The sequence below is a fragment of the Nocardiopsis sp. Huas11 genome (genome assembly GCF_003634495.1).
Taxonomy (GTDB): Bacteria; Actinomycetota; Actinomycetes; order Streptosporangiales; family Streptosporangiaceae; genus Nocardiopsis.
The window spans coordinates 6,627,304-6,640,795 of sequence record NZ_RBKY01000001.1 but is presented as its reverse complement, the minus strand read 5'-3'; the positions used below and the strand labels follow the sequence as shown (position 1 = coordinate 6,640,795).

Sequence of the window (13,492 nt, the reverse complement as noted above, 5' to 3'; positions counted from 1 at the left end):
GTGACCAGCCCCAAGCACGCCGCCGAGACTCAGCGGCTTGTTCGTAAGCTCATCAACTTCCGCAACGTCATGCGCGACGATGGTGTCTCCACCATCGACTACGTCGAGCAGCTCACCTTCCTACTTTTCCTGAAGATGGCGCATGAGCGTGAAAACCGCCCTCTCAATCCCGAGCGCATCCTCCCGGACAGCCCGGCGTGGTGGGGGCGAGGCTGGCAGGAGCTCATCAGTAATGATGGTGACGACCTCGAAAACGCCTACCGGCACCTTCTTGAAGATCTCGGAAACCAGCCGGGGACACTTGGTCTGATTTTCCGTAAGGCGCAGAACAAGCTTCAGGATCCGGCAAAGCTCAAGCGTCTGATTCAGGACTACATCGACAAGGAAAACTGGTCGCTCCAGGGCGTCGATGTCAACGGTGATGCTTACGAGGCTCTCCTGGAAGCGGGAGCGGAGGACACTAAAACCGGAGCAGGGCAGTACTTCACCCCGCGCTCACTCATCGACGCTATGGTGGACTGTGTTCAGCCCACTGCGGATGACACTATTACTGACCCCTCAGTTGGTACCGGTGGCTTCCTGCTCGCCGCGCACGCCTACATCCTCAAGCAAGCCGAGGATGAACCCCTCACCCCGGAGCAGCGTAAGCATATCCAGCAGGGTGGAATCTGGGGCAACGAACTCGTTGACGGGACCGCACGCCTGGCCGCGATGAACCTCCTCCTGCACGGCATTGGCAAGCACGGTGGCTCCCAGCTCATTACGGTGGGGGACTCTCTTGCGCAGCCGCCCACTAAGCGTGCGTCGTTGGTTCTGGCCAACCCCCCGTTTGGCCGTAAGTCCTCCATCACTGTGTTCGGGGAGGATGGGAAGGCGAATCGGGAGGAAATCTCCTACAACCGTCAGGACTTTTGGGTCACCACCACCAACAAGCAGCTCAACTTCGTCCAGCACATCGCTTCGCTGCTGGAGATTCATGGTCGGGCGGCCGTGGTCGTGCCGGACAACGTGCTCTTCGAGGGTGGCGCCGGGGAGACGATCCGTCGCCGACTGCTCCGGCAGTTCGACGTGCACACGATGTTGCGTCTGCCCACTGGCATCTTCTACGCGGGCGGAGTCAAAGCGAACGTCCTGTTCTTCGACCGGAAACCGGCTCTGCAGTCCGGTGAGGCTGCAACCAAGAAGCTGTGGGTCTACGACTTCCGTACCGGACAGCGTTTCACTCTCAAGCAGAACCCGCTGACCCGGGCGCACCTGGACGACTTTGTTGACTGCTTCAAGCCGAGTGAGGACCGTGAGAAGCGGGTCGAGACCGAGCGGTTCAAGCCGTTCGATCTGGAAGAGCTTCTCGCCCGCGACAAGGTGAACCTGGACATCACCTGGATGCGGGACCCCGGGCTTGACGATGCCGATTCACTGGCTCCGCCCGAGGTTATCGCCGCCGAGATCGTGGAGGACCTGCAGGCGGCCCTGGCCGAGTTCGCCGCGATCGCTGAATCCCTGGGTGGTACGGACAAGCCTGAGGTGCTCCCGGAGTAGGTCGGCTGTACAGCTTGATGGGAGGATCCCGATCGATGGTTGATCGATTCGGGCCCTCCCGTCTTTTTCTGCCATCGGCTTTCGATGCTCTCGTTCCGGTTCATGGAGGTAATTGTGGACGTATATCCAGCGCGCGTCATGCAGGCGGGAGAGAACTATGGTGGTGACCTTTTCATGGAGGGGGTGAGTATTTATGAGCAGGGTTGTGTGACTCGGGTTGACATCAGTTTTGGGAGCGTTGAAGGGGAAACTGATGCCTATATGGATGTTAGGAGGGTTTGGGTTGGGCTCCGCGACGGCCTTCTGGTATCCGAATGTGATGACTGCATCATTAGTCCTGGGGGATATTTTGGCTTCCTTGACGATGACGATGACGATGACGATGACGATGACGATGACGATGACGATGACGATGACGATGACGATGACGATGACGATGACGATGAGGAAGAGAAAGAGGAGCCAGAGGACAAGCTCTGCAAGCATGGTGTCGCGGTAGCGCTCGCGGCGCTCGATGAGGGGGCTCTGTTCTATGAACTGCCAGGACCGGAGAAGTCAGCCCGCCCCCGGCCTCACCCAGAAGCTGACGCCTCCCTCAAGCTCGACCGGGGAAGTTCGCTCAACGGCTTGCGGACCAGCGAGTTCCGAACCCTGGTCCAGCATGTTCTGGCGAGGAAACCCGAGTTGATCGCGGACTTCGAACAGGTCGCGGTCGCCCATCTGGACGACGTCGACCCTGCGGTGTTTTGCCACCGAACCAGGACGGAACTGGAACGCTTCCGGCCGGAGGAGCTTCCCGCCTTCATCGATGCGCTCGAAGGGGAGGTGAGCGCCAGGTACATCGAGGAGAACGAGAGTGGATACGTCAAGAACGATCCTGAGGATGTTGTCCTCTCCTACTCTTTGAGGCCACTGATCGAGGACGTGACCCGAAGGTTCGCCGTCGGTGCGAAGGCCGGTGCCCGTGCTGCCGCGCTCGGTGTGATCCTGGGGCTCTACACCGAGCGGGATGGGAAGGTCTGGCAGGATCCGATCGCATTGGATTACCTGGGCGAGGACATCTTGCTGGGTGAGGCTTGTGGTATCGCCCGGCTCGCGGACTCGTGGGGCGGAAAGTTGGAGCTGTGGGATTTCCAGAAGACGCTTCCGGAGTGGGCTCGCCAGCTTTCCAAGGTACGAGCTGATCGATAGCCCTTTTCCGAGGAAGGCGGTGACGTCAGGGTGACCAGGAACAGTGTTACGTGCCGGGTGTGATGGAGGCTTCGGCGCGGTCCGGGACTCCCGACTCAGTCGTCAGGGGCGGCGGTGAGGGGGCCAGCGAGTGTTCCGTGTAGGCCAAGGTCGTGCAAACGCGCCAGGGCGTCGGCCCCGCACCTCCTCTAGCCCCATCGCCCCCCGCGCTTCATACGACGCGTTGAACCTGGTGCGGTAGCCTGTGGCGCACGGCGAGCGACAGCGGTTCGTCGTACAGACCTTGCGCGCTGCTGGTGTCCCCCGCCGTCGACAGCGCGTCGGCCGAGGCGGCCGCCTCGATGGCCGACCACTGAGGCGCTGGAGATTCGCCCGATCGTGGACGCGACTGGGCCAGTTCCGCCGCCATGGCTGCGCGTCCGGTTCCCATCAGCCCCCTTATGCGCACCTCCCGCAGGGAGAAGGGAGTGAAGAGGATCCCGCTCGGCCCCGCCGTGTCCATCAACCTCGGGGCGGCGGCCACGGAGTCATCGTGTAGTCCCGAGTTCCCCCGCTCTCCCGCCGCGCGGGCGAGTAGGATCAGGGTCTGGCCGCGCTCCTTCCCGTTGTGGGAAAGTTCGGCGGCCTCGGTCAGACGCGCGATGGCGGCCCCGCAGCGGCTCGCCTTCCTCAGCTCGTTGCCGTGCATCCGTAGCACGTGCCCGAGGAAGGCGCCGTCGTCCAGACTTCGGGCAAGCCGCATCGCCACGCCTGTCCAGTACCCGGCCAGGTACAGCCGCTCCTCCGCCAGGACGTGCCCAGCGACGTGCCGAGGGTCGCCCGCGCACGGGCAGCAGCGAGGCGGTCCCGTAGTCGACCGGCTCCTCCCTCAGGTGAGCTTTCAACCGGGCCACCAGAGGCCACAGCTCCTCGACCGTCTCAACAGCGGGTCCCGCCTGCCGCGCCATCTCCGCGAGCCGCACGGTCGACTCCCCAAACTGGAGCGCCGCGAGGAAGTCCGGGGCCTCCTCGGTTGTGATCCCCAGGGCGTGTGGTGGGATAGCCAGAACCTTGCTGACGTGCAGGAGCCCTTGGCGGTCGTTGATGGTGCGCTGCTGCCGCTCGAGCAGGGAGACGTAGGAGGGGTCGTACCCCAGGTGCTCTCCCATGGCTGCTTGGCACAGCCCGGTCAGTTTTCCGTAGCAGCGGAGGATCACCGCCAGCTCTCGGCTTTCCAAGGCACGGCGTGCCTCGGGCAGCAGCCAGAGCCATCGGATGGCGAGTGTGGCGGTTACGCGCGGGAGCGGGCGAACCAGTCCAGAACCGACCGCTTGTAGCCCTCGGGCATCGAAAGGTCGGGCACCTGGGCTTCGGTGAACAGCCCGGCCTCCTTATGCTCGCTGGAGACCACGACCGAGGCCTGGGAGTCGACGCGGCACCCATAGGTGACGATGAAGACGTGCCGGTCCACCTGGGTGATGTGGTACATCCACGAGTCGAGGGTCCCGGCCACCTGAACGGGCCAGCCTGTCTCCTCCTCAATCTCCCGGGCCAGGCACTCCTCAGGGGTCTCGCCGATTTCGATCTTGCCGCCTGGCAGTTCCCATTCGTCTCGTTCGTTGCGCAGCAGCAGCACCTTGTCGTCGCGGATGACGACGCCCTTGACCGAGACGGGGAACGTGCGCGGGACGTGGGGGGTGTCGGACACGGGAGGGCTCGCTTTCGAAAGTTTGTGGCCGGTATCTGTGAAGTACACAGGAGAGCTGAATCGTATGGGCCGTGTCCGGTGAATTCTCCGACCACTGCCCTGGATTCTTCGGCCGGATCTCTATCCAGCCCCGGCGCGTCAGCGGATCGCGATAGGCTTTGTGGGGTGACTGACACCTCGATTCGCACCAGGTTCGCACCGTCCCCGACCGGTATGTTCCACGTGGGCAACGCCCGGTCCCTGCTGCTGAACTGGGTGGTTGCACGACAATCCGGCGGCACCATGGTGCTGCGGATCGAGGACACCGACGCCGCCCGCTCCCGCCCTGAGTGGACCGAGGGCATCCTGGCCGCTATGGCCTGGCTGGGCGTGGACGCCACCCAGTACGAGGGCCCCTACTTCCAGACCGACTACGCGGGCAAGCACACCGAGGCCGCCCAGCGCCTGTTGAAGGAAGGGTTGGCCTACTACTGCGACTGCACCCGCGAGGAGGTTCAGGCCCGGAGGGACAACCCCAACCTGGGTTACGACGGGTTCTGTCGCGATCGTGGCCTGGAGGCCGTCTCGGGGCGGGCACTGCGCTTCCGGATTCCCGAGGGCGGTCCGACCGTGGTGGAGGACCAGATCCGGGGCCGGGTGGAGTTCCCGCACGAGGCTCTGGAGGACTTCGTTATCGCCCGCGGTGACGGCACCGCTCTGTTCGTCTTGGCCAACGTGGTGGACGACGTGGAGATGGGCATCACGCACGTCATCCGGGGCGAAGAGCACCTGCCCAACACCCCCAAGCAGCAGTTGCTGTGGGAGGCCCTGGGACACACCCCGCCGGTGTGGGCGCACGCGCCCGTACTCGTGAACGAGAAGCGACAGAAGCTGTCCAAGCGGCGCGACAAGGTCGCCATGGAGTCCTACCAGGACGAGGGCTACCTGCCCGAGGCCATGGTCAACTACCTGATGCTTCTGGGCTGGGCACCGGGCGAGGATCGGGAGATCATGCCGATCGAGGAGATGATCCCGCTCTTCGACCTGGCCGACGTCAACTCCTCGCCCGCGTTCTTCGACGAGAAGAAGCTGCGTGCCTTTAACGGCGACTACATCCGCGCCCTGGACGTGGACGAATTCACCAAGCGGTGCGCCCCCTACCTGGACGGCGAGGGAGTGCCGTGGCGGGCGGAGGATTTCGACCCCGAGGTCTTCGAGAAGATCGCCCCGCTGGCCCAGAGCCGGGTGGCGGTGCTCAGCGAGATCGTGCCGAACGTGGACTTCCTGTTTCTGGACACCCCGCTCTTCGATGAGAAGAGTTGGGCCAAGGCCATGAAGCCCGGGATCGGTGCGGAGATGCTCACCGCCGCGATCGCCGCCTTCTCGGATGAGTCCCTGTCCTGGAACGCCGATGCGCTCAAGGGAGCCCTTGAGCAGGCGGGGGCCGCCCAAGGGCTCAAGCTCGGCAAGGCTCAGGCGCCGGTTCGGGTCGCGGTGACAGGCCGCACGGTCGGGCTTCCGCTCTTCGAATCGCTGGAGCTGCTGGGCCGTGAGCGCACGTTGGAGCGGTTGCGCGCGGCCTTGGAGCGGCTCAACTCTTGACTGGCCGAAGCCAGGCGACTGGCCACCAGTGACGGAGGGAAGACCTCCAGAAGTTCCATGGCCTCGGGCCCGTCCTGTTGCCCGGTGAGCACCCAGCGCACCGAATGCGGGGGCGGGCCCTTCGTCGTGCCGTGTGACCATGCTTCCAGCCACAGCCATGCCTCTTCGGTCTGCTTGGGAGGCGAATCGTAGTCGATCTTCTCAGCGGTGAACGCTCGGCATAACCGGACCTGCTGGAGTAGCGGCCGTGGATAGTGCCGGATGACCCACGCGATGATGTGCGAGGGCGAATACGGGCAGCGCTCCTTCAGCTCCTCCCGGGCCACGTCCAGGGTGAGCACTGCGGACACCTTCCGGTCCAGGGACCACAGACGCCATTCGTCAAGAAGACTGTCCCCATGACGGGGAAGGACTGTACGGGTCTGGTCGACCAGCGCGAAGAAGTGCAGGGACCGTGCTGTCGACTGAGACGAGAGAAGGTAGGGCTCGGCCAAAAAGTACCGCAGCGCCGACGGCCTGGTCCCTTGTTCCAGCAGGTCAGCGACTCTGGGGGCGACGGAGTCCTTCTCCAGCAGCTTGGGGAGGAACAGGTGGACCGGAGGGTGCTTTCCTCCGGCCAGGGCCCAGTACAGACGGACCTGAATGGGTGTGGCTTCGCGCTTGTCGGTGCCCCGGACGATCAGGGTCGTGCGCTGCTCGATGTCGTCCACGACCGTGGCCAGGTGCCACAGAACCCGCCCGTCACTGCGCATGAGCGGAACCACACTCTGCTCCGGAGACAGGGCCGTAGTCGCGTTCACCGCGGCGGAGGCGGTCAGGGCCTCGGGCGAGATACCGTGCGCGGTCATGAGCCGGTCCACGGCGGCCACATCGAGGCAGGGAACGCCTCGCCTGGTCACCAGGAGCCGTAGCGCGTCCAGCCGCCGCAGGGCCTGCCGGTATCGGCCTCCCCGTTGGCTCTGCCGGAAGGCCTCCTCTGGGTCTTCGATTGGTATCTGAGCTACGTGCCTGAGTTCGTGGAGGAGCCGGTCACGGTGTTCGTCACGGCTTCGAAGGGTGTCGCTGTCGTCCCACCGAACCGTCACATGCGCTTGGACACCGAGGTCGCGTGCGGCACTGTGCGCGAGGAGCGCGGTCAGCAGGTGGGTGCGCAGGACGCCGACGCGGAAGGAGGCGTGGTTGGGGGAGATGCCCAGACGCGTCCGAACGCCCTCGCGGAACGCCTTGGACGCCGTTGGATGCGTGAACCAGGGGCGGGGAGCCGTCATGGATCATCCCCCGCCCAGTACGCCGCACCACAGGGGGACCGTGGAGACCGTCGGGTGCGGGTGTCCGTGCCCGAACCTGCCGCCTTCCCCGAACTCCTCGCCGTGATCGGAACAGACCACCACCAGGGGACGCCGAGCGCCCAACCGTGAGAAGAGGTCACCCAGACGGGTGTCGGCCCACTCCAGGGCCCGTCTCTGTAATCCCAGGAGCACCTCGATGTCCTCAGTGCCCAAGACGTTCTCCCCGGCGGCGCCCCCTTGAGAGTCATGCAGCCGATAAAGGCGACAGAGGAGTTCCCTGTTCCGGTTGCTCAGAGGGCTGAGCGGTGTCGTGTAGGGGATGTGCGTGCTGGAGCAGTTCACGAACAGGAAGAACCGTTCGGCTTCCAAGCACAGGTCCGCGAGATCCTCGGTACGGGCCAACGGCAGGTCTTGGTCGCGGTCGACGACACGCGCCGCCTGGGTGGCCGGGGCGCGTGAGGGCCGCCCGAAGTAGTGGAACTCAGGGAACAGCTGCGGCAGGTTGTTGGCGGGATCTGAGGAGTCGAAGAAGGTGACACCGCCGGCGCCCAGAACCCGGTAGCCCTTCGTACGGTAGTGCCCCATCAGAGTGGGGCCGTCGAAGGCAATGGCGGCGTGGCGCTTCGAGGGCCGGGCCGCCGCCGATCGCCAGATCGCATCTACGCTGCGCCTGCCGAGCGTGAGAGGTCCCGAGACCGGCCGGGGAAGATGGCCGTTGAACAACGCGGCGTGGGCGGGAAGCGTGTAGGTCCCTGGACTCTCGGCCCGCAGCAGCGGTCCGAGCTTCGCTAGGTTCGGCGTGTGCGCGCTCGCCGCGACGTCGTAGCGGCAGGAGTCCAGGGTGACGAGGATGACGCTGCGGTCGGTCAGATCGGTGCCCGTCATCGGCTCACACCTCCAAGACCAGCGACGGATCGCGGAAGCGGTCCATGGGGGACAGGGCAAGTAGGCGCTCGGAGAGCAGAGGGAGTTCGGCCAGTGTCGCGGCGGTCGACTCCTCGATGACGCTGTGGTCGAGGCGGTTGCCTCGCCGTGCCAGCCGAACGCCGACGAACGACGGGTCATCCAGGCGGTCACCGTTGCGCGACACGAGCACGACCTCGTTGGGTACGCCGAGCTTGGCGTGAATGCGGTCCGCCAGGAGCGCGGCGGCGAGCGTGTACAGCTTGCCGGTGTGGTGCACCGGGTTCTTTCCGGCCAGAGCCTCTACCCCCGCGCCGCCGCTGGCGGAGATCACGCCGTTGGCCTTGTTGCCGCGCCCGACGAGCCCGCAGTCGCCCTTGCCCAGGGATGTGCCGAACGGCGCCAGATAGGCGCCGCTGCCGTGGTCCTTGGTGTTGACGCTCAGCCGCGTGAGCCAGGGATGCTGTCGCACGATCGGGTGTTCGTTGACGAATGCGTCGAGACGGTCGTACGCCTCGGACACCAGAGCTATGTACTCACGGTGCGAGCCGACCGCTTCGGGATACACCGGGAGGCAGACCGTCGCCTCCAACACGTCCGCCGCCCTGGCCAGCATCACCTTGACGTCGGAACCGAGTCCGCTGAGCTTGTCCCCGAAGGCGCCGCTGTTCACGTGGTTTTCCACGTCGATTGCCAGGACGTCCAAGGGGTCGGCAGGGGCGTAGGCGCTACAGAAGGCCGTGTCGTTGGCCAGAGCGCCCCCTGTGGCGAGATGGCACTCGTCAACGGCGGAGGGACGGTAGAACGAGGCAGCATGGTCGGCTCCGACACCCGCGGTGTTCTCTACGAAGCTGCGTACGGAACGGACGATCTGGTCGCTGCCCGTTGCCTCCGCCAGCACGCTTTCGACTGCCGCCCGGAACACGTCCTCGATGGGGAGGGCTTCGGTGCCTACCGCACGCGTCACCTTGCCGAACAGATAGGCGCTGATGGGCTTGCGGATCGTGTAGCCGGCGAAGCCGACCTCCGCCTCGGCGCCGATCAGGGCCACCTTGTCCACCCAGTGGTTCGGGACTGCCCCGAAGCGGTCGAGTCCGTGAAGCGAGTAGCGGCGGGAGAACTCCTCCGCGATGAGGTCGGCGAGCGAGTCCGGGTGGCCGATGCCCTTGCGTTCGACCACGTTGAAGCCGTGGTCTGTGTCGCCGGGTTCATGTTGCCCGTGGAGGGTGATGAACATGTTCTCTCCTGTTCATGGGCGCAAAGTCCAAGAATTCCAAGGTCGAGAGGCTCATGGTCTTCGCGAAGGCCTGGGGAACTTGTCTCGCCCTTCTCGCCGCGGCCCGCAGCGAGAAGGTGTGCCTGGGGCCTTCGCGTTCGCGTGGATCGATGACACACCACAGCCTGGTTCCGACACGCTCATCCGCCAACGACCCTCTGCTGCACTTCCGTTGCACTTATGTCGTCTGGCCGCGCGAATCGTGCTTCCATGGTTTCCGGAAAGGGGGCACACGTGAGGGTTGTGCACCACTGGACCGGTTTGGAGGCTCGGTCCCTGCGCTTGGCGATGAGGATGAGTGTCCGCGCGTTCGCGGAACATCTTGGCGTTGGCGCCCGCACCGTCTCCAAATGGGAGAAACTCCTGACAGCGACGGTTCCCCGACCTGACACCCAGGCCATCCTGGATACTGTTCTCGCGCGGGCGGATGACGCGACCCGTCTACGTTTCGAGGCGAACCTGTCCCAGGGCGAACAGCCGCTATGGGAGGTGGGCCGGCACCGGCAGGCGACCGGAACGCGGGGCGATCAGTACGAGTCGTGGATGGACGACCTGGACCGCGTTGTCATAGCCCTGTCCCGGCAGGACTTCGCGTTCGCCGAGGCCCTTCTGGGACGCTGGTCCTGTCGTTTCCAGCTCGAGGAGTTGGACGACAGGGGCCTGTACTTGTTGGCCCGTTCCACGGCTCTGCTCGGAGACATCCGGCGGGACCAGGGTGCCGTGGTCGGGCCGCTCTCGGCCCAGCGCTCCTACTCTGAAGCGCGAGCACTCTTCATCCGGCTCGGCATCCCACGTCGTGTGGGCCGCCTCGATCTGTCCCTCGCGGTGGTCGCGGAGATGTCCGGCGAGCTGGATGCCGCTGCCCGCCGGTACGAGGCTCTTGCCGAGGATGAGAGGCTCGACCACCGTGATCGGGCCCGTGCCCGTCTGTGGGTGGGCACCGCGCTGAGCAAACTCGGCGAGTATGGCCACGCTACGTATGTCATAAAGCCCGCGATTCGGGAGTTCGAGAACCTGGCCGAGCCGGGTGACTGGTCGGCAGCCCACCAGAAGCTCGCTTTGGCGCATCGTGGCAGAGGTGAGTTCGATCGGGCCTTGGATTGCATCGCCATCTCACGAGACAGCGATACCACGGACACACCCATGGCCCGAGTCCGGCTGGAAACCGCTCAAGGCCACATATTGCTGTCCGATTCAGCCACTCGGGACGATGGAATGCGGCTCCTCGACCGAGCCGCCGAAGCCGCATCCCGAAGCGGTCTCGACCACCAGCTTCGCAGTATCGAAGGCATCAAGTCCGAGCAGGAGACCTGGTTCAATGGCCAGAGGAGGAACACATGGCGGACGACGCACGTACCATCACCCAGAAGCAGTGGCGGCAGGCCGAGCTGATCTGGGAGTACCACCGCATGCACCACGGAGTGCGGACGTGTGACGTGGCGATCGCCCTGGGCTGCAACGACATCGGTGTCGCAGCGCACGCCGCCGAGCTGTACGACGCCGGGCTCTTCCCGGCTCTGGTGTTCACCGGAGGGAACAGCCCCTCGACCGCGCAGGTGTTCCCGAGAGGGGAGGCGGTGCACTTCCGTGAGCGGGCTCTGGAACTCGGCGTCCCTGATCCCGTGATCCTGGTGGAGCCGGAGGCGTCGAACACCGGGCAGAACATCACCTTCTCTCGACGGGTCCTGGCGGCGAACGGCATCGTTCCCGCCACCGTGCTCTTGGTGTGCATGCCTTACATGGAACGGCGCGCTTTCGCGACCGCCCGGAAGTTGTGGCCCGAGGTTGGGGTGGTGTGTGCCTCCGCGCCGCTGAGCCTTGGCGACTACGTCAAGGAGATCGGGGACGCCGGGCTCGTCATCGACATGATGGTCGGTGACCTCCAGCGGGTGATGGAGTATCCCAAGCTCGGGTTCGCCATCGATCAGGACGTCCCCGGGGCGGTACGTGACGCCTACGAGTCCCTCGTTACCTCGGGGTTCGACAGCCGCCTGATCCAGGGCTGACTATAGGGAAGTGGTTCGGCTGGACCAGATCACCTCAACCCGGCCGAGCTGGCCGGGTACGGGTTCCACGAGGTTGCTGTGATCGATTCGGCGACGATCGCGCGCCTCGAACGCAGGATCGTCCAGGGGGCGTGCGCGCCAGGCGGAGCAACAACGCCTTACTTGGAGAACGGCGAGGCCATGCCGTAACCGCTCAGCGGTCTGTGAGCTGAGCGGTTTCGACGAAAGCGCTCCACTCTGTACGGGTGAAGGACAAGTGTCCCAGCTCTCTGTTCTGGGTGTCCCGCACGTCGGCTCCAGCCCGGTGCTCCCAGACCTCGACGCATTCGTTGTTGCCGCCGCTATAGGACGACGTGTGCCAGTCAGTCACCGTTGATCCTCTTCATCTCGTTTCGGATGGCCTTCAGCGTCTCACCTGGTCCCCATGCCACGCCCTGGAGGGCTGCGAACCACATGCGGTAGCGTCCCACCTCGTTCGTCGCGGTGATGATCTGGCCTTGGTGGGCCGACTCCACGTAGACCACTTCAGGTTGGTCGGCCGAGGTGATGACTCGGAACGGGCCGTTGTTGCCTGCGTGGCGGGGGTCGTCCACGGGGACGACCAAGAGGTTGATCCGTTCCTTCTCCACGAGGTCCTCGACGTACCGGAGCTGCTCCATCTGGACCTCGGGGGACCCGTAGCGGCGCATCAGTAGGGACTGGTCCACGACGAGCCAGATGATGGGGGAGAGGGCCTTGGCCATCTGCTGGGCTCGCCGGGCTCGTTGCTGGGCGCGTTCGGCGAGTTCATTGGTGGACAGCCACGGAGCACCGTAGCGGATTACGGCGCGCGAGTAGGCCTCGGTTTGGAGATACACCGGGAACACCAGGGCCTGGTATTCGTACAGGGCATCGGCTCCGTGGGTGCGCTCGGCGACCTCGTGCAACCACGCGCGGCGTCCGGACCCGGTGAGCTCTTCCCAGAGCCGTTCCAGGCGTCCACCGCCTTGCAGGATCTCGTCGAGAGCTCGGCGCAGCCACGGTCGCGGCACTGCCTTGCCCTTCTCGATGTCAGACACATGGGAGTTACTGACCGCCGTGCCGCGCTGGCTGATGCGCCGTGCGACGGCCTCCTGGGTCAACTCGGCCTCTGTTCGTAGCCTGCGTACTTCGCGCCCGAAAACCTTCAAGGTGCGTTCGTCGGGGGTCATGTCCACCATCGGACCACATGAAGCCGAAGCCTGTGGGAGTTTTCCAGAAAATTCCAGAGCCTCCTGGAAGATTCGCAGGTTATCCGGACACCCTCGCCGGTTCGTTTCTCCAGGCCACATCCTTTCTGTTGCGGGCCCACTCCAGCCATCAGAGCGACGACGAAAGGAACCCGTGGATTCCATGTCTTTCACCCGGCCGCCCCTTGACCTGCCCAGGCGTATCCGTTATACGGACCCCGACAAGAGCGGCCTGGTGTGCGGTCCTGATCCGCAGCACCTCCAGATCGCGCGCCGCTGGGCGGTGCAGGCCACCAGGACGACGCCGTGTCAGTCCCACCCGTTGATCGTGTCGTTGTCCGAACTGCACACGAACGCCTTGAAGCACTCCGCTTCGGGACTGCTCGGCGGTCGGGTGAGGATCGAGGTCGAGCGCCGGCCGCTCCTCTTTGTGCTCCGTGTCAGTGACGAGGGGCCCCGGCCGGGCGGGAAGGTCACCATCCCCGAGGTGGCCACTGCGGGCGGCCCGGTCGGGCATGTGCCCCGTTTGGTCGAAGGCGGGTACGGCTTGGCGCTGGTGGACGCCATGGCCCTGTACTGGGACTTCGCCGGGGATGCGTGTGGGCCTTTGACGGTTCGGGCCGCTTTCGACCGTTCTGGGAGGACGCGTCTGGCCGCGTGATTCCGGTTCCGGCGACGTTTCTGAACGACGGGTATTGAAGAACCTCGTTCACCCAAGCGAACATCGACCACCCCGGCGGGGATAGCGCATTTCCCGCAGGGATTGGGCCTTTTATGCCTTTTGTGCGGTGTGGGTGGGAAGTGCAGTTCCG

Annotated in this window: 12 protein-coding genes; 6 read left to right on the top strand and 6 right to left on the bottom strand. The window is 65.0% G+C overall.

What is annotated here, in order from left to right; genetic code table 11:
• Complete coding sequence (locus DFP74_RS29880) at positions 1–1,539, top strand: class I SAM-dependent DNA methyltransferase (protein WP_121186893.1); 1,539 nt, start codon at positions 1–3, stop codon at positions 1,537–1,539.
• Between the two features lie 39 nt (positions 1,540–1,578).
• A complete protein-coding gene (locus DFP74_RS33680; protein WP_158613077.1) occupies positions 1,579–2,730 on the top strand; it encodes a hypothetical protein in 1,152 nt (383 codons plus the stop codon).
• Between the two features lie 211 nt (positions 2,731–2,941).
• On the opposite strand, the gene DFP74_RS29865 is transcribed toward DFP74_RS33680, so the two are convergent.
• Together DFP74_RS29865 and DFP74_RS29860 are read right to left on the bottom strand one after the other, a co-directional pair.
• The gene (locus tag DFP74_RS29865) at positions 2,942–3,472 is read right to left on the bottom strand and encodes a hypothetical protein (protein WP_147453931.1); all 531 of its coding nucleotides are present in this window, start codon (positions 3,470–3,472) and stop codon (positions 2,942–2,944) included.
• Between the two features lie 528 nt (positions 3,473–4,000).
• Positions 4,001–4,417 (bottom strand): NUDIX domain-containing protein, encoded by a 417-nt coding sequence (locus tag DFP74_RS29860; RefSeq protein WP_121186887.1) that lies wholly within the window; start codon positions 4,415–4,417, stop codon positions 4,001–4,003.
• A 165-nt stretch (positions 4,418–4,582) separates the two neighbouring features.
• On the opposite strand from DFP74_RS29860, the gene gltX reads away from it, so the two are divergent.
• The gene (gene gltX / locus DFP74_RS29855) at positions 4,583–5,998 is read left to right on the top strand and encodes a glutamate--tRNA ligase (RefSeq protein ID WP_121186885.1); all 1,416 of its coding nucleotides are present in this window, start codon (positions 4,583–4,585) and stop codon (positions 5,996–5,998) included.
• A 1,271-nt stretch (positions 5,999–7,269) separates the two neighbouring features.
• On the opposite strand, the gene DFP74_RS29850 is transcribed toward gltX, so the two are convergent.
• On the bottom strand, positions 7,270–8,172 hold the full coding sequence (locus tag DFP74_RS29850; protein ID WP_121186883.1) for a sulfatase-like hydrolase/transferase: 903 nt from the start codon (positions 8,170–8,172) through the stop codon (positions 7,270–7,272).
• A gap of 4 nt (positions 8,173–8,176) precedes the next feature.
• Positions 8,177–9,427, bottom strand: coding sequence for a methionine adenosyltransferase (locus tag DFP74_RS29845; RefSeq protein ID WP_121186881.1), 1,251 nt, complete (start codon positions 9,425–9,427; stop codon positions 8,177–8,179).
• Positions 9,428–9,700: 273 nt separating this feature from the next.
• Here DFP74_RS29845 and DFP74_RS29840 point away from each other — a divergent pair, with 273 nt between their 5' ends.
• Together DFP74_RS29840 and DFP74_RS29835 are read left to right on the top strand one after the other, a co-directional pair.
• Entirely contained in the window at positions 9,701–10,858 is a 1,158-nt protein-coding gene (locus DFP74_RS29840) for a helix-turn-helix transcriptional regulator (protein WP_199725820.1), read from the top strand.
• Positions 10,804–11,472, top strand: a complete 669-nt coding sequence (locus tag DFP74_RS29835; RefSeq protein WP_121186879.1) for a YdcF family protein — start codon at positions 10,804–10,806, stop codon at positions 11,470–11,472. Before DFP74_RS29840 ends, DFP74_RS29835 begins: the two co-directional genes overlap by 55 nt.
• 193 nt (positions 11,473–11,665) lie before the next feature.
• On the opposite strand, the gene DFP74_RS29825 is transcribed toward DFP74_RS29835, so the two are convergent.
• Both DFP74_RS29825 and DFP74_RS29820 read right to left on the bottom strand, forming a co-directional pair.
• Positions 11,666–11,842, bottom strand: a complete 177-nt coding sequence (locus DFP74_RS29825; RefSeq protein WP_121186877.1) for a DUF397 domain-containing protein — start codon at positions 11,840–11,842, stop codon at positions 11,666–11,668.
• Complete coding sequence (locus DFP74_RS29820; protein ID WP_121188615.1) at positions 11,835–12,662, bottom strand: helix-turn-helix transcriptional regulator; 828 nt, start codon at positions 12,660–12,662, stop codon at positions 11,835–11,837. Before DFP74_RS29820 ends, DFP74_RS29825 begins: the two co-directional genes overlap by 8 nt.
• 181 nt (positions 12,663–12,843) lie before the next feature.
• Here DFP74_RS29820 and DFP74_RS29815 point away from each other — a divergent pair, with 181 nt between their 5' ends.
• On the top strand, positions 12,844–13,341 hold the full coding sequence (locus tag DFP74_RS29815; RefSeq protein ID WP_199725819.1) for an ATP-binding protein: 498 nt from the start codon (positions 12,844–12,846) through the stop codon (positions 13,339–13,341).
• Positions 13,342–13,492 lie beyond the last annotated feature (151 nt).

Bases quoted from the DNA above. Each gene is read 5' to 3' on its own strand.
- DFP74_RS29865 (WP_147453931.1), bottom strand. From the start codon at position 3,472: ATGCGGCTTGCCCGAAGTCTGGACGACGGCGCCTTCCTCGGGCACGTG.
- DFP74_RS29850 (WP_121186883.1), bottom strand. From the start codon at position 8,172: ATGACGGGCACCGATCTGACCGACCGCAGCGTCATCCTCGTCACCCTG.
- DFP74_RS29835 (WP_121186879.1), top strand. From the start codon at position 10,804: ATGGCGGACGACGCACGTACCATCACCCAGAAGCAGTGGCGGCAGGCC.
- DFP74_RS29820 (WP_121188615.1), bottom strand. From the start codon at position 12,662: ATGACCCCCGACGAACGCACCTTGAAGGTTTTCGGGCGCGAAGTACGC.
- DFP74_RS29815 (WP_199725819.1), top strand. From the start codon at position 12,844: ATGTCTTTCACCCGGCCGCCCCTTGACCTGCCCAGGCGTATCCGTTAT.
- DFP74_RS29845 (WP_121186881.1), bottom strand. From the start codon at position 9,427: ATGTTCATCACCCTCCACGGGCAACATGAACCCGGCGACACAGACCAC.